Raw genomic sequence first — 21,835 nt, forward strand, 5'->3', positions numbered from 1 at the left:
CGCCGGCCGGCCCACGTCCCCCTTCACGACGCGCAGGGCCCCGGCTGGATCATCCAGCCGGGGCCCTGCGCTTCATCTTCCGATCAGCTGACGAAGGAGCCGGTCTTGGCGGCGGCGAGGAACGTGTCCCATCCCGCGTCGCCGAACTTCAGCCGCACCCCGTCCGCGTTCTTGCTGTCGCGGACGGCGGCACCGCGGGCGTCGAGGGCGATCTCGACGCAGTCGGGCCCACCGGCCGAGGATCGGCTGCTCTTGCGCCAACGCAAGCTTTCCACTGTGTGTTCACTCCCGGTCGCTGTCACGCGAGAGTGCGAGCGATCCCTGTGATCAGGGCTACCGATTCCCGCGGGGTCTGGGCGGAACTCACGAGACGCTCGAACATCTCGGCGTAGTTGTTCACGTCTGACTGTTGTTCCAGGTAGACGCCGCTCCTGGTGCTCTCGATGTACACCACGTCGGAGTCGAGCCGCTCGGGAAAGCTGAGGATGACGAACGGCCCGTCCATCGCGGCATGACCACCGGCGCTGAACGGCACGACCTGCATCATGACGTTCGGCAGAGCACCGACTTCGAGAAGACGCGCCATCTGCACGCGCATCACCTCGGCGCCGCCGACGAGCCTGCGCAGGGCGGCTTCGTCGATCACGACGTGCAGGCGCAACGGGTCGTCCTCGTTCAGCAGGGCCTGCCTGGCCTTGCGCAACCGGACGCGCCGGTCGATCTCGGCGGTGCTCGCGTTCGGCAACACCTGGGAGATCAACGCTCTCGTGTACGCCTCGCACTGCAGCAGGCCCGGGATCATCAGTCCCTGGTAGGTCCTGATCGAGTCCGCGTCGGCCTCGTACCCCACGTAACGGCCGGGCACGATGTCGCCGAACTCGTCCCACCACGCCTTGCGGCGGGCTTCCCTGGCGAGCTGGACCAGTTCCTCGAGGGTGGCGGTGTCCGCACCGTAGGCGGCGAGCATGTCCCGCACGTCGCGCGGGCTCACGCCCACACGGCCCGTCTCGATGCGGCTGATCTTGGAGGCCGAGCACTCCAGGCGCTCGCCGACCTCCTCGATCGTCAGACCGGCCACTTCACGCAGCCGGCGGAGCTCGCTCACGAGCCGTCGCTTGCGCAGGGTCGGACTGCTACCCCGCATGACGCCTCCTGGGTGGCATCCACACCTCCTGGTCGTTCCCAGTTTGAGAGCAAAGGAGCGTGTCGCAAAGAGACGTCATCCATTCGTGTACTGCAACTTGCAGATCGCAGGTTGGGCGCGCCAGTCTGCATGGGTTGCTCACGCAAGGACTGGAGCTCTGAGCCTGATGGCCGTCACGGTGTTCAGCCAACTGGACAAGTCGCTGCACTCCCACCTGGCCACGCTCACCGACCTCGCCGAACGCGGCGACGACCAGACCGCCCTCGTGCTCGCCAGGGTAGAGCTGCCGAGGGTGGTCGCGGTGGTGAAGGCGCTGCTCGACGAGCACCAGCCCGACGAGCACGGCCGGTGCGCCACCTGCAAGCGCGGCTGGTTCTCCAGGCGGATGCCCGCACCGTGCCGTGCTTATCTCTCGGCGCAGCTGATCCTGACCGTCGTGGGCCAGGAGACTCCACACGGCAAGCACCTGCGCTCGGTAGGTTGAAAATCGGAACTCGATAGTTCTTCAGTTCCGTCCCGACCTGGGCCGGCTCCGCACCCCCCGACCGGAGCCGGCCCTTCTACGTCATCACCTCGCGTGACGACGCGGGTCAAGATCAACACGGTTGGCTGACACCTCTGTCACAGCGCCGATCCCGGCCTCATCATTGAAGGCGACGCGGCCTGATCTCGACCCCTCGATGCCTGTGCCGACACGGAGGTGTTCCCGTGCCGACCCCGCATGACCGCGCCGACGAGCTCGATGCCGTCCGGCCGCGCCGGATGCTGCCCTTAAAGCGCCTCTAGAGCGCCCCCTTCACAGCTCACCCCTCCCCGCCCTGTGCCACCGGTCGCACAGGGCCATGCGCTGTTCAGCAAAGGAAGAATCGTGAACCACCAACCCAGGTCGAACGCCGGCGAGCACACCCCGCACGGTCCTCCGCTGGTCCTGAAGCACGACCTGCCCGCGAGCTTCGTGCTGTTCCTCATCTCGATCCCGCTGTCGCTCGGCATCGCGCACGCCACGGGTGCGCCGCTGATGGCGGGGATCATCTCCGCGGTCGTCGGCGGCGTGGTCGTCGGCGCGCTCAGCGGTGCGCCGTTGCAGATCAGCGGGCCCGGCACCGGGCTAGTGGTGATCGTGGCCGGGCTGGTCGCGCAGTTCGGGTGGGCGGCCACGGCGGCGATCACGCTGGCCGCGGGCGTGCTGCAGGTCGCGCTGGGGCTCACCGGGATCAGCCGGCTGGTGATGTCGCTGTCCCCCGCCGTGGTGCACGGAATGCTCGCGGGCATCGGCATCTCGATCGCCGTCGGGCAGCTCGTGGTGGTGCTGGGCGGCACGGCGGCGTCGTCCGTGCCCGCGAACCTGGCGCTGCTGCCGGGAGTGCTGGCCGCGGCCCCGCTCGGATCGGTGGCGTCCGGGGCGGTGGCGATCGCGGTTCTGCTGCTGTGGCCGCGCGTTCCCCGCGTCTGCGTCATCCCCGCGCCGCTGGTGGCCGTCGCCGCCGCCACCTCGCTGGCGTTCGTGCTGCGCCTCGACGTCGCCAGGGTCGACCTGCCGGACAGCCACGCGCTGGTGTTCCCGGAGATGCCGCAGGGCAGTTCCGGCGCGGTCGTCGCGGCGGTCGTCACCGTCGCACTGGTGGCGAGCATGGAGTCGCTGCTGTCGGCCGTCGCCACGGACCGGCTGCACGACGGGCCGCGGGCCCGGCTCGACAAGGAGCTCATCGCGCAGGGCACCGGCAACGTGCTCGCGGGCGCGCTCGGCGGGTTCCCGATCAGCGGTGGCCTCGCGCGCAGCTCCACGAACGTCGCGGCGGGCGCGAAGACCCGGTACGCCGCGATCCTGCAGGGCGTGTGGATCGCGGTGGCGGTGCTGGCGTTCGCCCCCGCCCTGGAGCTCATCCCGTTGCCGGCGCTGGCGGGCGTGCTGTTCGTCGTCGGCCTGAAGCTCGTGTCGTTCCAGCGGATGCGGACCCTGTCGCGGCACGGGGAGTTCACGGTCTACGCGGCCACCGCTCTCGGAGTCGTCCTCTTCGGACTGCTGGAGGGCGTGGTCGCCGGGCTCGCCATCGCGTTGCTCCGCGCGCTGTACCGGTTGACGCACTGCTCGGTGCGCGTCGAGGGCAACCGGGTGTGCGTGCGGGGATCGCTGGTGTTCCTGGGGGTCGGACGGCTCGTGCGGGAGCTGCGCAGGCTGCCGCTGGGCCAGACCGTGGTGCTGGAGCTGCACGTCGACTACCTGGACCACGCGTCGTACGAGGCGATCAACGACTGGCGCGAGGGGTACGAACGGCTCGGTGGCCGGGTGCGGGTCGACGAGGTGCACGACACCTGGTACGACCGGGCGAACCAGGGCAAACCGGGGCGGCGCAAGACTTTGCCCGGCCCGCTGCCGCGCTGGTTCGCACCGTGGTCGCACTGGCAGGGCACGCCGGACGCGGTGACGTTGCCCGCCCAGCGGTCCTCCGTCGAAGGCGACCCGATGCTGCGCGGCATGCACGAGTTCGAGCAGCGTTCCGCGCCGCTGGTGCGGCCGTTCCTGCACGAGCTGGCGGTGCGCGGGCAACGGCCGCAGCAGCTGTTCATCACGTGCGCGGACTCCCGCGTCGTGCCGAACCTGATCACCACGTCCGGGCCGGGCGACCTGTTCTGCGTGCGCAACATCGGCAACCTGGTGCCGGCGCCGTCGGCGGGTGACAGCTCGGTCGGGGCGGCCGTCGAGTACGCGGTGGAGATCCTCAACGTCAGCACGATCGTCGTCTGTGGACACTCCGACTGCGGTGCGATGAAGGCGCTGGTGAAGGGGTCCGCGTCACGCGGCTCGCACCTGCACTCGTGGCTGCGCAACGCCGAACCGTCGCTGATCCGGTTCCACGCGCCGACATCACCCGGCTGCGCGGACCTGCCGGTCGCCGACCGGCTCGCCGTCGCGAACGTCGCGCAGCAGCTCGACAACCTGCTCGGCTACCCGAGCGTGCGGGAGGCGATCGCGGCGGGCACGCTCACGTTGAAGGGCATGTACTTCGACATCTCGAACGCCCGCGTGTGGCTGGTCGACCCGGACCGCAACGGGCTCGAGCCCGTGCCCTCCCCGGCCTAGAAAACGAGGAGCCGCCCCGAAAACACTCGGGGCGGCTCCACCTGGAACCTTCTAGCAGGTACCGATCCAGGAGCACTCCACGTCGAAGCGCTCCTTGGCGGGCACCACCACGCGTTCCTGAGCCGGGGCCTTGCGCTGCTGCGGCACCGACTGGACCTGCGGCACCTGGCCGCCGTCCGAGGCCAGGCGCACGGCGATCCTGTCCTCGATGCTCTTCGGGCTGTTGAACAGCAGCACGTTGTTCTGCACCAACGAGAACACGAGCTCCCGGCCGGCCTGCGTGGTCACGTAGCCGGACAGGCCCGAGACGCCCGAGAGCGACCCGGTCTTGGCCTTCACGTTGCCCGCCGCCGGGGTGTTCTTCATGCGGTTGACCAGCGTGCCGTCGACACCGGCGACCGGCAGCGACGCCTGCCACGCGGAGAACCACGGCTTGGTCTTCGCCTTGACCAGCACCGAGGTGAGGTCGTCCGGCGAGAACTGGTCGAGCCGCGACATGCCGGAGCCGTCGAAGACCTCGACCGCGTTCGGGTCGACGCCCAGACCCGCCCACTTGGTGCTGAGCTGGTTGACGCCGTTGGTGAACGAGCCGCCCGCGGTCTTGACCAGCACCTCGGCCAGCATGTTGTTGCTGTCCTTGAGCAACGGCTTGACCAGCTCGCCGAGCGTGATCGACGTGTCGGTCGCGAGGACCGCGGCACCGGCAGGCGCCTTCTGCCGCTTCACGCCACCGGTGACGGTGATCCCGCTGGCCTGCAACGCCTTCTGGAACACCGACGTGACGAGCCCGGTCGGGTCCTTGACCGTCGAGAGCGCCGTCGTCTCGACGGACGTCGACCCGCTGACGAAGATCCGGTTCGTGCCGTGCTCGCGCTCCACGGAGATGCCGGCGTTGCCGGTCGTCGCCGTGGACACGACCTGCACGTGGTCGTTCGCCGGCTCCGTCGTCACGACCACCGGGGCGCCCGCCGCGGCGCCCGGCTTGACGCGCACGACGACCGTGCCCGCGCTGAACTTGGCGTCCGGCGAGAGCGTGAGGGCCGACGTCTCCGCGCTGTAGGAGTACGGCTCGTCGTCCCACGCCCAGCCCGAACCGTAGGGCTGCGCGTCGAACTTGGTGTCGTCGACGACCAACGAGCCGTTGACCGTCGTGACACCGCTGGCCTTCAGCGTGTCCGCGAGCTGCTGGTAGCGCAGCCGGGACATCGTCGGATCGCCGCCGCCGCGCAACGCCAGATCGCCGTTGAGCGCGGACCCCGACCTCGTGCCGCTCGACACGAGCTCGGTCTTCCAGCGGTAGTCCGGACCCAGCAGGTCCAGCGCCGTCGTCGTGGTGAGCAGCTTCAGGTTCGACGCCACCTGGGAACGCCTGCTGCTCTGCCTGGTGTAGATCACTTCACCCGAGTTGGCGTCCCGCACGACCAGGCCGACGTCCGCGCCCTTGAGCGCGTTGTCGGCCAGGATCGTGTCGAGATCAGCCGTGAGGGCCTCGTTGCCGACCGCCACGGCGCCGCCGCTGGACGTCAGGGACACCCCTGCCGCCACAGCGACGACCGCCCCCAGAACCTTCAACTTCACGCTTCCACCTCTGATCGATCACCCGACCACAACGTGTGGAAGCTACCGGGCCTGTCGGTGCGCCTGTAGGTGTGCGCCCCGAAGAAGTCCCGCTGTCCCTGCACGAGCGCGGCGGGCAGTCGCTCGGAGCGAAGTCCGTCGTAGTAGGCCAAAGCGGACACGAAGCCAGGAGTCGGCACACCGGATTCGACCGCACGGACCACGACCCTGCGCCAAGCGGCCTCGGCGTTGCGCACCGCGTCGCGGAAGTAGTCGTCCACCAACAGAGACGCGATGTCCGCGTTCTTGTCGTAGGCCTCGCGGATGCGGTTGAGGAACTGCGCGCGGATGATGCAGCCGCCACGCCAGATCGTCGCCATCGCGCCGAGGTCGATGTTCCAGTCGAAGTTCTTCGACGCTTCACGCATCATGTCGAAGCCCTGTGCGTACGCGACGACCTTCGACGCGTACAGCGCCTGGCGCACGTCGTCGACCAGGTCGGCGTCCGGCTTCGCGACGACCTCGCTGGCGCCGAACGCGTCGCGCACGGCCTTGCGCTGGTCGGTGTGGCCGGACAGGCTGCGCGCGAAGACGGCCTCGGCGATGCCGGTGACCGGCACGCCCAGTTCCAGCGCCTCCTGCACGGTCCAGCGACCGGTGCCCTTCTGCTCCGCGGCGTCCTCGATGACCTGCACGAGCGGCGTGCCGTCGGCGTCGACGTGCTTGAGCACCTCGGCGGTGATCTCGACCAGGTACGACTCCAGGTCGCCCGAGTTCCACTGCGTGAAGACCTCGGAGATCTCCGCCGGGCTCTGCCCGCCGATGCGGCTCAGCAGGTCGTACGCCTCGGCGATCAGCTGCATGTCGGCGTACTCGATGCCGTTGTGCACCATCTTCACGAAGTGCCCGGCGCCGTCCGGCCCGACGTGCACGCAGCACGGCTGACCGTCCACCTTGGCCGCGATCTCCTCGAAGACCGGCCCGACGTGCTCGTAGGACTCCGCGGGGCCGCCCGGCATGATGCTGGGACCGTTGAGCGCGCCCTCCTCGCCACCGGAGATGCCGGCGCCGACGAACAGCAGCCCCTTCTCCTTCAGCGCGGCCTCACGGCGACGCGTGTCGTTGAAGTGGGCGTTGCCGCCGTCGATGACCATGTCACCCGGCTCGAGGATCCCGCTCAGCTCGTCGATGACGGCGTCGGTGGGGCCACCCGCCTTGACCATGATGATGATCTGGCGCGGCGTCTGCAGGCTGTCGACCAGGTCCTGCAGCGTCTCGGCGCCGACGAAGTCGCCTTCGTGGCCGTGCTCCTCGAGCAGGGCCTTCATCTTCGCGGGCGTCCGGTTGTGCACGGCGGTCTTGAAGCCGTGGCGCGCGAGGTTGCGCGCGAGGTTGCTGCCCATGGTGGCAAGACCGGTCACCGCGATACGTGCTTTGCCTTCCGTCATGCGCACAGCCTGCCGTGTTCTCCCGCTTTGCGCGAGACGTCACAGCGTGTTCTCAGACTCCGTTTTGGCAGGTGAACCGCGTCACGTGCCGGTACGTATTGCTAGGCGTAAGTTGGCTTCATGACGGAATTCACGAGCGTGGGACGCTCGGCGACCGACCGCGCCCCCAGGTACGGCTCGCAGCTGGTGAAGCACTTCACGGCCAAGGACCTCGAAGGGTCCTGGGAGGACACACGCGGTTTCGTCCGCTTCTCGGCCGGTCTGGCCGAGTTCGAGGCCTCCGACGACGCACTGATCATGCGCGTCGTGGCGTCCTCCGAGGAGGACACGGCCCGCCTGCGCGACGTCGTCGAACGGCACCTCGTCCGCTTCGGCACCCGCGACGAGCTGACCGTCACCTGGGACTCAGGTAGCGAGAACTGACGCCGCCAGCCCGATGAGAGCGGTCCCACAGACCCTCTCGAAGTGCGCGCGCGTCCTCGGCCTGTTCAACAACCTGCCCAGCTGACGCGCACTCGGCACCACGATGACCCAGAACACCGCGAACACACCCACGGTGACGGCGCTGAGAAGCGCCGCCTGCGGCAGTGGCGCGGCGTTCGGGTCCATCGCCTGCGGGATGAGGCTCAGGAACGTGAGCATCACCTTGGGGTTCAACAGGTCGCACAACATGCCGCGCAGGAACACGTTCTTCTGCCGCGGCTGCTCGGCGAGCGGCCTGCTGGCCGTCCTCAGGGTCATGAACCCGATGTAGGCGAGGTACACCGCCCCGACCGCCTTGACCACGAACAGGGCCGTCGGCGCCGCCGCCACGAGCGCGGACAACCCGACCGTAGCGAGCGTCGCGTGGATCAACAGCCCGGTCAGCACCCCGAGCGCCGCCTCGACGCCCTTCTTCAGGCTCCGGACCGCGTTCCCCATGACCAGTACGAAGTCGGGACCGGGCACGACCGTGATGACCACGAGTGCCAGCAGGAACGACGTCCACGCGATGTGCATGACGCAGATCGTCTGTGGTTTGTTCGTGTGCGTTCCAGCAGGTCAGTACGATGTTCGGTTATGCGCGAACAAGCCGAACTGGATTCGGTCGACTGGCACATCCTGGAGGAGTTGCAGAACGACGCCACCCTGCCGAACCGCTCGCTGGCGGAGATCGTCGGGCTGGCGCCTTCGTCGTGCCTGCAACGGGTGCGGCGGCTGCGCGACCTCGGGGTGATCACGGGGTGCCACGCCGTGGTAGACCCGGCCACGACCGGGCTGCCGCTGGAGGCGGTGATCTCGGTGAACGTGCGGCCGCACACCCGTGCGGTGGTGGCCGGGTTCCGGGCGTTCGTGATGGCTCAGCCGGAGACCCGGTCGATCTTCCACGTTTCCGGGCAGGCTGATTTTCTGCTGCACATCGCTGTGGCGGATTCGACGCATTTGCAGGCGTTCTTGATGGACAAGATCGCTTCGCGGACTGAGGTGCGGAATTTGACCTCGTCGGTGGTGTTGGAGCGGGTGGAGACGCGGGCGTTGACGCCGCCGGCGAACCTGCGGCCGACTCATCGGCGGCGCAAGGCTTAGCGTCGACGGGTCAGTGCGTCGAGGTCGAACGCCAGCGGCGCAGGCCGAGTCAGCTGCACCTCGCCCACACCATCTTCCACGAGCTTGTAGATGCCATCCACGAGTTCGAACGCGGTCAGGCTGATCGGGTCTCCGAGCTCGACCAGCCAGTAGTGCGCGATTCCCGCTTTGGCGTACTGCATGGGCTTGGTGACGCGATCAACGCGCTCGGAACCAGGGGACACGATCTCCACCGCGAGAACCACGTCCTTCACGTCGAAACGCTTGGGATTGCGGTCTGCCGCCTCTGCTGTCACCACGACGATGTCAGGCTTCCGCACAGTGGGCCGGCTCGAGCGGTCGATCACCACATCAACGTCCTGGTAGGAGACCAGGCTCGGCGGGAGTTGCTCGTCCAGCCAGTAGGCCAACCGGCTCTTGGCCTTCTGGTGCGGGGGTGCGGCTGCGGTCACCACATGCGGGACTCCGTCCACGAGCTCGAGGTCCTCGCCCCCTGGCATCGCGTCCCACTCGTCCAAGGTCACAAGTGCAGGCATCGGCTCGATCGACAGGAACGTTGATCACCTGCACGGGCGGTTCGAACGTTCAAGCGAACTCATGCCCCATCGGGTGAAGACTTGATCACCCGGATCAGCCCCTCCTGCACCACGGTCGCCACCAACACCCCGTCCTGCGTGAAGAACCGCCCGGTCGCCAACCCGCGATTCCCAGAAGCCGAAGGCGAAGCGGTGTCGTACAACAACCACTCATCAGCCCGGAAAGACCGGTGGAACCACATCGCGTGGTCCAAAGAGGCCCCGAGAACCTTGTCCAGCCCCCAATAAACCCCGTGCCGGGCCAGAACCCCGTCCAGCAACGTCATGTCCGACGCGTACGTCATCACGCACAGCTGCAGCATCGGGTCGTCGGGCAGCTTGCCGTCGGCCTTCATCCACACCCGGGACGTGGCCTTGCCCGGACCGTCCTCACGCGACTCCCACGGCGGCTCGGTCACGTAGCGGACGTCGATGGGGCGCGGGAACTTCAGGTTCACCAGCGGGTAGCTCTTGGCGGACTCGCTCCACGTCGGCAGCGACTCCGGGTCCGGCACGTCGGGCATCTCCGAGGTGTGCTCGACGCCCTGCTCCTCGAGCTGGAAGGACGCGGACAGCGAGAAGATCGCCTTGCCGTGCTGCACGGCCACGACGCGGCGGGTGGTGAACGAGCGGCCGTCGCGGATGCGGTCCACCTCGTACACGATCGGCACGCGCGGGTCGCCGGGGCGGATGAAGTACGAGTGCAGCGAGTGCACGCGGCGTTCGACCGGGACGGTGCGGCCGGCGGCGACGAGCGCCTGGCCCGCCACCTGGCCGCCGAAGACGCGCACGGGCGACTCGGCCGGGGACACGCCCCGGAAGATGTTCTCCTCGATGCGTTCCAGGTCGAGCAACGCGACCAGGTCGTCCACTGCGGATTGTCCGCTCACCCCGGACGGGTGCGAAGCGGCGGCACGGGCGGCCTCAGTCACGGCAGAACTCTCCCTAGAGCACATCAGACGCGAAACGGCCCCGCGCCCTCACACGACCAGTATGGGGGGACGGGGCCGCCGTCGTGACTGAGAGGCCGACCACTTACGCGTGGTCGTCCTCGCCCAGGCGGTGCACGCGGATGAGGTTCGTCGACCCGATGGTGCCGGGAGGCGAACCGGCGACGACGACCATCAGGTCGCCGGCCTGGTAGCGGCCGATCTCGATCATGGCCACGTCGACCTGGCGGACCATCTCGTCGGTGGACTCGACGCGCGGGACGATGAACGTCTCGGTGCCCCACGTCAGCGCGAGCTGCGAGCGCACGGACGGCTCCGGCGTGAACGCCAGCAGCGGGAGGTGCGTGTGCAGGCGGGCCAGGCGGCGGACCGTGTCACCGGACTGCGTGAACGCGACCAGGGCCTTGGCGTTGAGGCGCTCGCCGATGTCGCGGGCCGCGTACGAGATCACGCCGCGCTTGGTGCGCGGGACGTGGGTCAGCGGCGGCACGACGACCGACTCGGTCTCGACGGCCTCGATGATGCGGCCCATGGTCTGCACGGACTCGATGGCGTAGCGGCCGACCGAGGTCTCGCCCGAGAGCATGAGGGCGTCCGCGCCGTCGAGCACCGCGTTCGCGACGTCCGAGGTCTCCGCGCGGGTCGGGCGGGAGTTGGTGATCATCGAGTCGAGCATCTGGGTCGCGACGATGACCGGCTTCGCGTTCTCGCGGGCGATCTGGATCGCGCGCTTCTGCACGAGCGGGACGTGCTCCAGCGGCAGCTCGACGCCCAGGTCACCGCGGGCGACCATCACGCCGTCGAAGGCCAGCACGATGGCCTCGAGGTTGTCGACGGCCTCCGGCTTCTCGATCTTCGCGATCACCGGGAGGCGCTTGCTGCCCGAGCGGTCCATGATCTGGTGGACCAGGTCGATGTCCGCGGGCGAGCGCACGAACGACAGTGCGATGAAGTCCACGCCCAGCGAGAGCGCGAACTCGAGGTCCTCGATGTCCTTCTCCGACAGCGCCGGCACGGAGACGTCCATGCCGGGCAGCGAGAGGCCCTTGTTGTTGCTGACGGGGCCGCCCTCGGTCACCTCGCAGACGACGTCGGAACCTTCGACGTCGACCACCACGAGCGCGACCTTGCCGTCGTCGACGAGCATGCGGTCGCCGACCTTGGCGTCCTTCGCGAGCTCCTTGTACGTCGTCGACACGCGGTCGTGCGTGCCCTCGACGTCCTCGACGGTGATGCGGACGACGTCGCCGTTGTTCCAGTCCACCGGACCCGCGGCGAAACGGCCGAGGCGGATCTTGGGGCCCTGGAGGTCGGCGAGGATGCCCACGGCGCGGCCGGACTCGTCGGCTGCCGCGCGGACCATGTCGTAGACCTGCTTGTGGTCGGCATGGCTGCCGTGGCTGAAGTTCATCCTGGCCACGTCCATACCGGCTGCTACCAGGTCACGGACCTTCTCCGGCGTGCCAGTGGCGGGACCGAGGGTACAGACGATCTTTGCGCGTCGACTCACGTGTATAGAGAGTAGACCCCGTTCCTGGAACGATCCCGAACTACTCCTCGGTAATGTTCTGACATGGGTCGAGTACTGCCTTTCGTGATCGCGGCGTCGCTCAGCGTCGTCGTACTGTTCACCCCCGAGTCAGGTGTGCCGAGCTCTCCACCTGGTACGGACAAGGTCGTCCACATCCTGCTGTTCGCGCTGCTGGCGTTCACCGGCCTGTACGCGAGGATTCCTCGCATCTTGCTCGTCCTGGTGGCGTACGCAGGCGTCTCGGAGGTGCTCCAGCAGCTGATCACGCCGCTGCACCGCAGCGGGGACGTGCTCGACGCGCTGGTGGACGTGGCCGGGATCGGCCTCGGCTGGGCTATCGCCGCGGCTGTTCGCTCACGCCGACGTGGTCCTCGCACCACGCGTTGAAGTCCCTGAGCTGCCTCCACGACTTGCGCACGCGGTCGAGGCAGCCGGGCTCGTGCAGCACGTCGTCCGGCTCCCACACCTTGCGCACGTAGATCGACCGGTGCCGGAGCAGGTCGAGGTGCGGGTGGTCGTCGGCGAACCCGCGCGGCTTCGACTTCATCACGTCGCCCGCGAGCGCCCAGCCCTGCTTGAGCAGCTTGTCCACGATCTTGCGCAGCAGCACGCCGTGCGCGTCGACAGAGGCCCGGTAGCGGGCCAGCTGGTCGGACTGCATGTGGAACGAGCCGCCGCCGGTCATCAGGCCCTCGGGGCTGAGCTGCACGTAGTACGCGCCGCCGCCGCGGCCCTTCTCGATCACGCCGCCGCAGTGGTCCTTGTACGGCGTCTTGTCCTTGGCGAACCGCACGTCGCGGTACGGCCGGAACACCTTGCCCTCGCCGAACTCCTTCTCCAGCGCGAGCAGCAGCGCCTCCATCGGCGCCCGCACGTCGCGCAGGTAGGTCTCCTTGTTGTCCTCCCAGTACGCCTTCGAGTTGTCCAGGACCAGGCCGTCGAAGAAGTCAATGGCGTACTCGCCGAAACCGCTGAACGTCACCGAGTCAGCCTAGGCCGATCGCCCATGTGCGTGAAAATTCGTTTGAGGACACACAATCAGTCCATAATCCGGTGAATGCCCCGCCGTATCAACGCGCTCGCGACCTGGCTCCACCAACTCGGGCCGGACGAGGTGGCGGCGATCCTCATGCACCGCCGAGACGTCGCCGACCGCTACGTCCGCACGCTCAAGGACCTCGCCACGCAGCTCACCGACTCCGACTCGGTGCACGCCGCCGAGGACACGCTGGACCAGGGCGCGCTCGACGTGCTCGGCGCGATCGTCGAGCAGGGCAACGCCGGGACCATCGACACGGTGTGCGCCGAGCTGCGGTGTTCGGTCGGCGACTTCGAACGGGCGCTCGGCGAGCTCAAGCTGCGGGCGCTGGCCTGGCCGGAGGGGCCGCGGCTGATCGCGATCAACTCGGTGCGGACCAACGGCGCGACGCAGGGCCAGCTGACGTTGCGGCCGAGGACCCCGAGGAGGCGCAGGGCGTCCGAGACCTCGCCGATCGTGGCCGCCATGTCCACTGTGGACGGAGTGGCGCGGCTGCTGGCGCACTGCGAGCAGGACACGTTCGACGCCCGCTACACCGGCGGGGTGGCGACGGTGGAGATCCGGCGGGTCGCGCGGGCGCTGCGGGTCGCGGACGGCGTGCTGCGGCTGTGGCTGGAGCTCGCGGTCGAGGCCCAGCTGCTCGGTGTCGAACGGTCCCGGCTGCTGCCGACCAGGCAGGGTGACGCGTGGCTCGACTCGCAGCCCGGTCCCCGGCTCGCGGCCCTGGTGGCGGCGTGGCGGCGGATGGACTGGCGGCCGGAGCCGGACCAGGCGCGGGCGGCGTTGCGCGACTACACCGGTGCCGCCGGGCTGGTGCTGCGGCGCAGCGCGCTGGAGCGGTTCTCGGCGGAGGAGGCGTTCACCAGCACCAGCGAACTGGTCGAGGACCTCTCCTGGCAACGCCCTGCCGTACACGATCCTAGGGCGACGGCGGCGGTGATCGGCGAGATGGAGTCGCTCGGGCTGGTCGCCGGTGGCGCGCTCACCCCGCTGGGCGTCGCGGTGCTGGAGGACGGTGACGTCGAGACGGCGGCGCGCGAGTTGATGCCGCCGGCGACGGAGAAGGCCGCGTTCCAGACGGACATGACGGCGGTGGTGAACGGGCTGCCGTCGCCCGAGCTGAGCGCGACGCTGAACCTGGTGGCGGACCTGGAGGACAACGACGCCGCACGGGTGTGGCGGCTGTCCGCCGGGTCGGTGCGGCGCGCGCTCGACTCGGGCCTGTCCGCCGACGAGGTGCTCGCGAAGCTGGCCGCCGTGTCGGAGGTCGCGCTGCCGCAGGCGATCGGGTACCAGGTGCGGGACGTGGCGCGGCGGCACGGGCAGCTGACGGTGACGGACGTGGCGAGCTGCGTGCGGGCCTCGGATCCCGCGCTGCTGCAGGAGATCGTCAAGTCGAAGCGGCTGGGCCCGTTGAAGCTGCGGTTCCTCGCGCCGACCGTGCTGGCCTCGGACCGGCCGATGGCCGAGACCCTCGTGGCGCTGCGCCGGTGCGGGTACGCGCCGACCGGGCTGGACGCGGGCGAGCAGTCCATCGTGGAGAGTGTCGAGCGGGTGCGGGCGTCCGCGCGCGGCGAGCGCCGGCCGGAGCGCTGGTGGCGCACCGAGCTGGACGACGTGGAGCTGACCCAGCTCGCGGTCCGGCTGGTCGAGCAGGAACGGCCGAGCGTCGGGCGCGGCACACCGCGGGCCAACGCGGCGCGGATGCTGCGCGACCAGAACGTCTTCCTGCGCGACGAGGAGGTGCTGCTGCTGTCGTCCGCGCTGGTCGACGGGAGCCGCGTCGAGATCAAGTACGCGACCGGGCCGCGCAGGACCGAGACGCACCTCATCGTCCCGACCAAGCACCTCGAGGGCGTGGTGAGCGCGGACTGCGAGGACGGCACGAGCAGGGAGTTCGCCATCGGCCACGTCCGCAAGGTCGCCATCCCCGAGTGACGAGGCCCGGATGAACAGCTGGTGAAGTCCGCCGGCCCCCGGTGATCACGTGCTGATACTGGAGGTGTGGCCGACCCGTTTTCCGCCGGACTGCTGATGGTGCTGGAGACCGTGCTGGAGCGCGTGCTGCTCGGTCTCTTCGACGTCGTGCACAAGGGCGCCAAGGACAAGAAGCGCCAGCGCGAGCTGACCAGGCCGGGCCCGCTGGTCGAGCGGGTCAGCGCGGAGCTCGCCCGCGGTGAGCTGAGCACCGTCGAGGAGCACGAGTGGCAGGCCGCCGTGGACGCGGTGCGCGAGTCGATCGAGGCCTCGCTGCCGTTGCGCCCGGAGGAGGCGCTGCGGGTGATGCTGACGCCCGAGTCGCTGCGGGCGCACGTGATGGCGAAGTCGCAGGCGATCCGGCGGGCGGCGGGGCTGTCCGACCAGGCGACGGCGGTCTACGACGCGTTGCTGCTGCGGGTGTGCGTCGCGGTCGTCGAACTGGTGTGGTCGCAGCCGGAGTACGCGCGGCGGCTCGCGGTCGAGATGTTCCGGATGGGCCGCGCGACGGCCGATGCCGTGGCCCGGATCGCGGACCAGCAGCAACTGGCGCTGACGGCGTCGCACCGGGACTTCGAGGACCGCTACGCCGAGCAGGTGTCGCACGCGCTGGGCGGGCTGGAGCTGTTCGGGGTGTCGCGCGGACGGGCGCCGCGACGGCACTCCTTCGACTCGTCGTACGTGTCGCTGGCGGTGGCGCGGGTCGGTGACACCGACGAACTGACCGGCGCGGGGCTGCCCGTCGCGGCGGCGCTCGCGGACGCGCACCGGGTGCTGATCCGGGGTGGCGCGGGCGCGGGCAAGACGACGTTCCTGCGCTGGCTCGCGATGAACGCGCTGGGGCAGACCCGGACCTCCGGCAACGAGTGGCTGGGGCTGGTGCCGTTCTTCGTGCCGCTGCGGCAGTACACGACGCTGCCGAAGCCGGAGGAGTTCATCTCGTCCACCGCCTCGATGATCGAGGAGGAGAAGCCGTCCGGGTGGGTCACCGCGCGGCTGCGGGAGGGACGCGCCCTGGTCCTGGTCGACGGCGTGGACGAGCTGGTGTGGGAGCGCCGCGCCGAGGCCCGGCTGTGGCTCGAGAAGCTGGTCAGCGCCTACCCCGACGCCCGGTACGCGATCACGACCCGGCCGGCCGCGGTGCCGGAGGACTGGCTGGAGGACGTCGGCTTCGCGGCCTTCGACCTGTTGCCGTTGAGCGACAAGGGCGTGCGCGACTTCGTCGAGGCCTGGCACACCGCCGCCCGCGACGAGCCGGGGCTCTCCCGCGACGCGCGGGTGTGGCTGACCGAGTGCGAGGCGCGGCTGGTGGCGACGCTGGTGAAGCGGCCGGACCTGCGGCGGCTGGCGTCGAGCCCGTTGCTCGCCGGACTGCTGTGCGCGTTGCACCAGGACCGGAACATGCACCTCCCCCGCGATCGCCGCTCCCTGTACGAGGCCGCCCTGGACCTGTTGCTGGTCCGGTGGGACGAGGACCGCGGGCTCGCGCTGCCGTCGTTCTCCAAGGAGGAGCAACTCGTTCTGCTGCAACGGTTCGCGTACTCGCTGGTGCGCAACCGGGAGCTGATGGTGCCGCGTGAGGAGGCCGTGCACCGGCTGGGGAACGCGATGCGCGGGCTGCGGTCGCACGACCTCGACCCGGACGACGCGATGCAGCGGCTGCTCGAACGGGCCGGGCTGCTGCGGGAGGTGAGCGGCGAACGCGTGCAGTTCGTGCACCGGACGTTCCGGGACTACCTGGCCGCCAAGGAGGTCGTGGACGCCGGCGACCTGAACCTGCTGGTGGACAGGGCACATCTGGACGAGTGGCACGACGTGGTGGTGATGGCCGTCGCGCACGCCCGCCCGCGCGAACGGGCCCGCGTGCTGATGGACCTGCTGGCGGGCAACGACGACACGCGCAAGGACGAGCGCGGCCGGGACAAGCTGCGGCTGCTCGCGCTGGCCTGCCTCGACCAGGCCGACGTGATCGAACCGGAGACCGCACGGGCCCAGGTGACGGCCGCCGCCTCCTCGCTGATCCCGCCGACGAGCTTCGCGCACGCCGACGCGTTGTCGGAGGCCGGGTCGTTCGTGGTGGACCTGCTGCCGGGCCCGGAGGCGTCCGACGAGGCCGCGTACATCGTGCGGACGCTCGCCAACATCGGCGGTGAGGGCGCGTGGGAGCGGATCGCCGAGTTCGTGGCCGTCGACCACACCATGGTCATCGACGAACTGCTGCGCGCGTGGCGGAACACGCCGGACGCGGAGAAGTACGCCAGGTCCGTGCTGTCCAAAGTGGACTTCGGCGACCGGCGGGTGGACGTCCGCGGCTGGCACCGGATCCAGTTCATCATGCACCTGGAGAAGCTGCGGTACGTGCGGTGCATCGGCAACATCAACCCGCTCGACCCGTTGGGCGCCATGCCGTCGCTGCACCGGCTGGAGCTGTGGCAGAACGAGGTCATGCGCGACCTCTCGCCGCTGGCGGCCTCGCGGTCGCTCGAGGAGCTGCACCTGAGCCGGTGCCGTCCGCTCGGGCGGATCGACCTGTCGCCGGTGAAGGACCTCGGCGAGCTGCACCTGCACTTCAGCCGGGTCGACCTGGCGTCGCTGGACGGCGGCGCGGTGCGACGGCTGCAGATCCGCGACTCCGCCACCGACGAGGGCCTCGGCGCGCTGCCCTCGCTGCCCGCGCTGCGCGAACTGGCGATCGACCACCGCCCGCCCTACCCGCTGGCGGGGCTGGGACGGTGGCCGACCGTCACGACGCTGGAGGTGTTCGGACTCCCGGCAGCGAACGACCTGCGCGCGTTACCGGCGTTGGAACACCTCGTGGTGCACCAGCCGGAGTCGTTGCCCGGGCTGGAGGAACTGCGTCAGGCCCTGCCGGGCCTGACCATCACCACCTGATGTCGCCGAGGCTGTCCAGCGGCTTCCTGTCGGCCTCCTCCAGCAGCTGCACCGACGCCGTGTCGGCGGCGTGCAGCTCGGCGGGGAAGGTCAGGCTCAGCCGCTTCTCCAGCTCCGTCAGCGACACCTGGAACACCCGGAACTCGTCCAGGTCGAGCGCCTCGGCGAGCACGATGTTCTGGGTGAGCAGGAACGCGCTGCACCGCAGCTCTCCGTCCACCACGAACGCGATCGCCTTGTAGAACTCGCGCGGGATCGCGACGCTGCGGAACACCCTGTCGTCGGCGTTGAACACCGGCCCGCCGTAGACGCTGACCTTCAGGTCGTCGACGTCGACGTCCGCGAGCACCGCGTCCTCGAGCCGGCCCCAGAGCCCTTCCTTCGTGCTCTGGTTGAAGTCGTCCATCTGCGGGGTGATGTTCGTGAAGAAGAACGAGTCCCTGTTCGCCTTCTGCGCCTCCGCCTTCGGGCCCCAGCAGAGGTCGGCGCGGCGGGCGAGGTGGCCGCGGTCCAGCCGGTTGTCGCGGTAGAGCTCGTCGCCGGTCTGGAACTCCGCCGGGATCCGCGGGTCCTTGACGAACGGGATGTTGTTGCGGCTCAGCGCTTTCATCTCGCCGCCGTCGATGTTCCACGCCACCCAGCTCGCGAACTTCCGCGATTTGCTCATCGCGAGGGAGAAGTGGGTATAGTCGATCGTGGTGGAGCCGTCTAGCTCGACCGCGTCGGTCGCCCCGGAGTCGGTCAGGGCGGGGAGTCCGGCCGCGGTGCCCAGGAACTTCGGGTCAAAGCCTGCGCTGGTCATGTGTCGCCCCCTAGTGGTTCATCTTGTGGGTCGACGTGTTTCACGGGGGCGTTAGCCTTGTACACCCGAACGGCCCAGTGTTCATCTGGAGTTCTGGTGCTGTTGCGTGCACCCGTTGCCGTTGGCGGCGAGGCGGACTGCCTCCAGCCCACCTCGCCGCCGGTACCAGCCGCCTACCTGCCGACGAGCTCGACGGTCTTACCCGCCTTGCGGGACTCGTCCACCCACTGGTCGATCGCCTGCCCGCAGGCCTGGTCGAGGTGCCGGACCCCGCTCAGGTCCATCCGGACGTGCTCGCGGTCGACCCGCTCCAGCTCGTCCAGCAGCACGGGCAGCCGCAGGAAGGTCGCGTTGCCGCGCAGCGCCACCCCGTCCGGTGTCACGACGACCGACAGCCGCGACACGTCCCATGCTGTCTTCACGACCGCCGCGAGCAGGCCCACGACCGTGCCGGTCAGGAGGTCGGTGGCGACGATGAGGCCCGCGGTCAGCACGAGCACGGCGCCTTCTGGTTTGTCGGTGCGCCACAAGGTGACCAGTTGTTTCAGGCCGAGCAGCTTCCATCCCGCGTGCACCAGCACGGCCGCCAGCACGGCGAGCGGGATCAACGTCAGCAGGCCTGGGAGCAGCACCACGAACAGCAGCAGCCACACGCCGTGCAGCACCCTGGAGGCCTTGGTGCGGGCGCCTGCCGACACGTTGGCCGCGCTGCGCACGATCACGGCCGTCATGGGCAGTGCGCCCAGCAGGCCGCAGATGGTGTTGCCGACGCCCTGCGCGACCAGTTCCTTGTTGTACTGGGTGCGAGGGCCGTTGTGCATGCGGTCGACGGCGGCCGCGCTGAACATCGACTCGGCGGAGGCGACGAGGGCGAACACCACCGCTGTGCCGATGACTCCGGTGTTGAGCAACGAGAGGTCGGGCAGGTGCACGTCCGTGGACAGCGTGCCGACGGAGATCTTGTCCACCGGCAACGCGAGGAGGGCGGCCAGGCCGGTGCAGACGACGACGCCCACCAGGATGCCGGGTACGACCTTCATCGGGGTGCGCTGCCACAGCAGCATGATCACGACGGTGAGCAGGCCCAGTGCCAGCGCCACGGGGGACGCCACGATCGGCTTGAGCTGACCGAAGATCAGCACGAGGCCGATGCCCGCGAGCATGCCCTGAACCACCGACGGGGAGATCGCGCGGAACCAGCGTCCGCACCTGGCTAAGCCCAAGGCCACCTGCAGCAGTCCGGCGCCGAGGACGATCACGCCCAGCGCCTGGATGCCGTGCCGGCTGACGGCATCCGCCACCAGCACCGTCAGGCCGGCGGCCGGTCCGCTCACCTGCATCGTGCTGCCCGGCAGCAGGCCGACGACGATGCCGCCGACCACGCCGGTCACGATGCCCAGTTCGGCCGGCACCCCGGACGCCACCGCCACGCCCACGCACAGCGGCAACGCCACGAGGAACACGACGATCGATGCGCCGAGGTCGGTCCAATGCTTCTTCATCACGTCAGGACCCCTACAGCGGAAGGAAGGCGTGCTCGGCGCACGCGGAGACCTCGCCGGTCTCGATATCGTAGAACCAGCCGTGCACGCGCAGCGAGCCCTCGGCGACCTTCTCGGCCACGAACGGGTACGCCAGCAGGACCTCCAGCTGGGTGCGCACGTGCGCCTGTCCTTCCGGGCGCATCGCCGGGCCGGACGCCTGGCGCGGTTGTCCCGGGCGCAGCCACCCGCGCATCGCGGGCAGGTGGTCGATGCCGCCGCCGTTCAACGCGCCCACGGCGCCGCAGTGCGAATGGCCGCAGACGACGATCTCGCTGACACCGAGCTGCAGGACGGCGAACTCGATGGTGGCCATCTCGCTGCTCGGGGCGGTCAGCGAGTAAGGCGGGATGACGTTGCCCGCGGTGCGCAGTTCGAACAACGAACCGGGTTCGGCGCCGGTGATGGCGGCGGTCACGATGCGCGAATCGGCGCAGGTGATGAACATCGTGCTGGGTTGCTGCCCCGCGGCGAGCTTGCGGCCGAGCGCGCTGGAACGCAATGCGGCGTGTGCGCGGGCATGCTGAACAAAGCGATGGAAGTCCATGGGAATCCCTCACTGCGTAGGAAGAGGTGTTCGGTTTTCGATCCGGGGAGAGAGGACCGATCAGTTGCGGAACACCTGCAACGCAGGGGGTGTTCGCCAGACCGCTATCGGTTCGGCGTTGGAGACGAGAACGAGGACACCGGGAACGGCGCGCGGCAGGAACACCGTGACGAAGGACGGACCGGCCACCCTGGACGTGCGGTCGACGGAGACGACCAGCAGGCGCAGGCGGCTCGTCTCGCGCTCCTCGCGGGGCGCTTCTTCCTTGGGAGCGGAGGTCTTCGACTTGGGCGGCGGCGCGCCGATCGACGCCGTCGACACGGCCGGTGCGAGCACGGCGCACAGGGCGACGACGACAGCAAGAAGAACGCTGCGCATGCTCACACCCCCGACCGATTGACCTACTGCTATCAGTTTTGCCCGAATTGAACAACTTTTACGATATACGAGACTTGATTCACTCGCATCATGCATCAGTTTCACCCGAAAGGGTTTCTGTTATCACAGAAAGACAGGTATGCGCAGAGTGATCATCGAGCGCTTGGACTATGCCGAAAGAGTGCGCCCGATCGGCGATCCATAGGCAACCAATACGTTCCGTCACCAAAAGCCAAATGAGACCGTGATGGCGCACAGCTTCGCCGTCGCACAATGTGGAATGTGGCGATCGCGACACCAATCTGACAGAGGCTACTCGGAGCGCGCGAGATTTTCCCGGAAGTTCACCTGGTCGACAGGATTGAAGTGGGTGAAGTGCGGAACCGGCTCCTAGCGCCGGATTCCGAACTTGTCCTCGACCATCCGCCAGAACGCCGGCACGGCCTCGGCGACGGGGTGCTCCTGGACCTCGTGGCTCCCCTGCCGCCGCCGCTTGCGCCCGTCGAAGACCAGGACGCAGTGGCCGTCGCGGACGGGGACCAGCGACGAGGGCGACGCCACCCTGATCGTCTCGTGGGGCCAGGTCCTCGCGTCCAGGGACACCACGACGAGGTCGTGCATAGAGGTGGTCACGCCCAACCGGCCGGCCACTCCACTCGCGAGGACGCTCGCGATGATGTCCCGCATGTGCTGGTGCGACGCGAAGCCGTCGTGCTCCCGGTGCAGCTCGTCGAACCGCTCCGCCACGTCGGCCCAGCCGGTCCCGCTGAACTCACCCCGCACAGACCCCATGCTCACACGGTAGA

Annotated in this window: 21 protein-coding genes; 7 read left to right on the forward strand and 14 right to left on the reverse strand. The window is 69.2% G+C overall.

The features are described 5' to 3' along the window. Window positions 1–83 precede the first annotated feature (83 nt). Together IE307_RS30170 and IE307_RS30175 are read right to left on the reverse strand one after the other, a co-directional pair. On the reverse strand, window positions 84–266 hold the full coding sequence (locus IE307_RS30170) for a DUF397 domain-containing protein (RefSeq protein ID WP_229905212.1): 183 nt from the start codon (window positions 264–266) through the stop codon (window positions 84–86). 32 nt (window positions 267–298) lie between these two features. Beyond that, the gene (locus IE307_RS30175) at window positions 299–1,144 is read right to left on the reverse strand and encodes a helix-turn-helix domain-containing protein (RefSeq protein ID WP_191302771.1); all 846 of its coding nucleotides are present in this window, start codon (window positions 1,142–1,144) and stop codon (window positions 299–301) included. A 166-nt stretch (window positions 1,145–1,310) separates the two neighbouring features. Between IE307_RS30175 and IE307_RS30180 the strand changes: the two genes are divergently transcribed. Together IE307_RS30180 and IE307_RS30185 are read left to right on the forward strand one after the other, a co-directional pair. Continuing rightward, complete coding sequence (locus IE307_RS30180; protein WP_191302772.1) at window positions 1,311–1,628, forward strand: hypothetical protein; 318 nt, start codon at window positions 1,311–1,313, stop codon at window positions 1,626–1,628. Between the two features lie 384 nt (window positions 1,629–2,012). Next, window positions 2,013–4,226, forward strand: a complete 2,214-nt coding sequence (locus IE307_RS30185) for a SulP family inorganic anion transporter (RefSeq protein WP_191302773.1) — start codon at window positions 2,013–2,015, stop codon at window positions 4,224–4,226. A gap of 51 nt (window positions 4,227–4,277) precedes the next feature. Here the strand turns inward: IE307_RS30185 and dacB are convergent, their stop codons facing one another. Both dacB and gnd read right to left on the reverse strand, forming a co-directional pair. Continuing rightward, window positions 4,278–5,804 (reverse strand): D-alanyl-D-alanine carboxypeptidase/D-alanyl-D-alanine endopeptidase, encoded by a 1,527-nt coding sequence (dacB, locus tag IE307_RS30190; protein WP_191302774.1) that lies wholly within the window; start codon window positions 5,802–5,804, stop codon window positions 4,278–4,280. Continuing rightward, a complete protein-coding gene (gnd, locus tag IE307_RS30195) occupies window positions 5,801–7,231 on the reverse strand; it encodes an NADP-dependent phosphogluconate dehydrogenase (protein WP_191302775.1) in 1,431 nt (476 codons plus the stop codon). The genes dacB and gnd overlap by 4 nt, the downstream gene beginning before the upstream one ends. 120 nt (window positions 7,232–7,351) lie before the next feature. Here gnd and IE307_RS30200 point away from each other — a divergent pair, with 120 nt between their 5' ends. Beyond that, window positions 7,352–7,654, forward strand: coding sequence for a DUF2218 domain-containing protein (locus IE307_RS30200; protein ID WP_191302776.1), 303 nt, complete (start codon window positions 7,352–7,354; stop codon window positions 7,652–7,654). On the opposite strand, the gene IE307_RS30205 is transcribed toward IE307_RS30200, so the two are convergent. Then, the gene (locus tag IE307_RS30205) at window positions 7,637–8,230 is read right to left on the reverse strand and encodes a LysE family translocator (protein ID WP_191302777.1); all 594 of its coding nucleotides are present in this window, start codon (window positions 8,228–8,230) and stop codon (window positions 7,637–7,639) included. The two genes, IE307_RS30200 and IE307_RS30205, sit on opposite strands and share 18 nt — an antisense overlap. A gap of 60 nt (window positions 8,231–8,290) precedes the next feature. Between IE307_RS30205 and IE307_RS30210 the strand changes: the two genes are divergently transcribed. Next, complete coding sequence (locus IE307_RS30210) at window positions 8,291–8,797, forward strand: Lrp/AsnC family transcriptional regulator (RefSeq protein ID WP_191302778.1); 507 nt, start codon at window positions 8,291–8,293, stop codon at window positions 8,795–8,797. Here IE307_RS30210 and IE307_RS30215 read toward each other — a convergent pair. From IE307_RS30215 to pyk, 3 genes are all read right to left on the reverse strand, one after another. Further along, window positions 8,794–9,333 (reverse strand): Uma2 family endonuclease, encoded by a 540-nt coding sequence (locus IE307_RS30215; protein WP_191302779.1) that lies wholly within the window; start codon window positions 9,331–9,333, stop codon window positions 8,794–8,796. The two genes, IE307_RS30210 and IE307_RS30215, sit on opposite strands and share 4 nt — an antisense overlap. A 59-nt stretch (window positions 9,334–9,392) precedes the next feature. Further along, complete coding sequence (gene tesB / locus IE307_RS30220; protein ID WP_229905213.1) at window positions 9,393–10,304, reverse strand: acyl-CoA thioesterase II; 912 nt, start codon at window positions 10,302–10,304, stop codon at window positions 9,393–9,395. A 103-nt stretch (window positions 10,305–10,407) separates the two neighbouring features. Continuing rightward, entirely contained in the window at window positions 10,408–11,832 is a 1,425-nt protein-coding gene (gene pyk, locus IE307_RS30225) for a pyruvate kinase (protein ID WP_191302781.1), read from the reverse strand. Window positions 11,833–11,895: 63 nt separating this feature from the next. On the opposite strand from pyk, the gene IE307_RS30230 reads away from it, so the two are divergent. Beyond that, entirely contained in the window at window positions 11,896–12,240 is a 345-nt protein-coding gene (locus tag IE307_RS30230) for a VanZ family protein (protein WP_191302782.1), read from the forward strand. Here IE307_RS30230 and IE307_RS30235 read toward each other — a convergent pair. Continuing rightward, entirely contained in the window at window positions 12,188–12,835 is a 648-nt protein-coding gene (locus IE307_RS30235; RefSeq protein WP_191302783.1) for a DUF2461 domain-containing protein, read from the reverse strand. The two genes, IE307_RS30230 and IE307_RS30235, sit on opposite strands and share 53 nt — an antisense overlap. Window positions 12,836–12,910: 75 nt before the next feature. Between IE307_RS30235 and IE307_RS30240 the strand changes: the two genes are divergently transcribed. Together IE307_RS30240 and IE307_RS30245 are read left to right on the forward strand one after the other, a co-directional pair. Then, the gene (locus IE307_RS30240; protein ID WP_191302784.1) at window positions 12,911–14,830 is read left to right on the forward strand and encodes a helicase-associated domain-containing protein; all 1,920 of its coding nucleotides are present in this window, start codon (window positions 12,911–12,913) and stop codon (window positions 14,828–14,830) included. Between the two features lie 66 nt (window positions 14,831–14,896). Continuing rightward, complete coding sequence (locus IE307_RS30245; protein WP_191302785.1) at window positions 14,897–17,761, forward strand: NACHT domain-containing protein; 2,865 nt, start codon at window positions 14,897–14,899, stop codon at window positions 17,759–17,761. On the opposite strand, the gene IE307_RS30250 is transcribed toward IE307_RS30245, so the two are convergent. The 5 genes from IE307_RS30250 to IE307_RS30270 all read right to left on the reverse strand — a co-directional run bounded on the left by IE307_RS30250 (window position 17,751) and on the right by IE307_RS30270 (window position 21,821). After that, window positions 17,751–18,563: a DNA/RNA non-specific endonuclease gene (locus IE307_RS30250; protein ID WP_191302786.1), complete on the reverse strand. Its 813-nt coding sequence runs from the start codon at window positions 18,561–18,563 to the stop codon at window positions 17,751–17,753. The two genes, IE307_RS30245 and IE307_RS30250, sit on opposite strands and share 11 nt — an antisense overlap. A 173-nt stretch (window positions 18,564–18,736) precedes the next feature. Then, on the reverse strand, window positions 18,737–20,065 hold the full coding sequence (locus IE307_RS30255; protein ID WP_191302787.1) for a SulP family inorganic anion transporter: 1,329 nt from the start codon (window positions 20,063–20,065) through the stop codon (window positions 18,737–18,739). Window positions 20,066–20,078: 13 nt separating this feature from the next. Next, window positions 20,079–20,651: a carbonic anhydrase gene (locus IE307_RS30260; RefSeq protein WP_191302788.1), complete on the reverse strand. Its 573-nt coding sequence runs from the start codon at window positions 20,649–20,651 to the stop codon at window positions 20,079–20,081. Window positions 20,652–20,711: 60 nt separating this feature from the next. After that, on the reverse strand, window positions 20,712–21,029 hold the full coding sequence (locus tag IE307_RS30265; RefSeq protein WP_191302789.1) for a hypothetical protein: 318 nt from the start codon (window positions 21,027–21,029) through the stop codon (window positions 20,712–20,714). A gap of 390 nt (window positions 21,030–21,419) precedes the next feature. Next, complete coding sequence (locus tag IE307_RS30270) at window positions 21,420–21,821, reverse strand: hypothetical protein (RefSeq protein WP_191302790.1); 402 nt, start codon at window positions 21,819–21,821, stop codon at window positions 21,420–21,422. Window positions 21,822–21,835 lie beyond the last annotated feature (14 nt).

Source organism: Lentzea cavernae, from assembly GCF_014653695.1.
GTDB classification, from domain to species: Bacteria; Actinomycetota; Actinomycetes; order Mycobacteriales; family Pseudonocardiaceae; genus Lentzea; species Lentzea cavernae.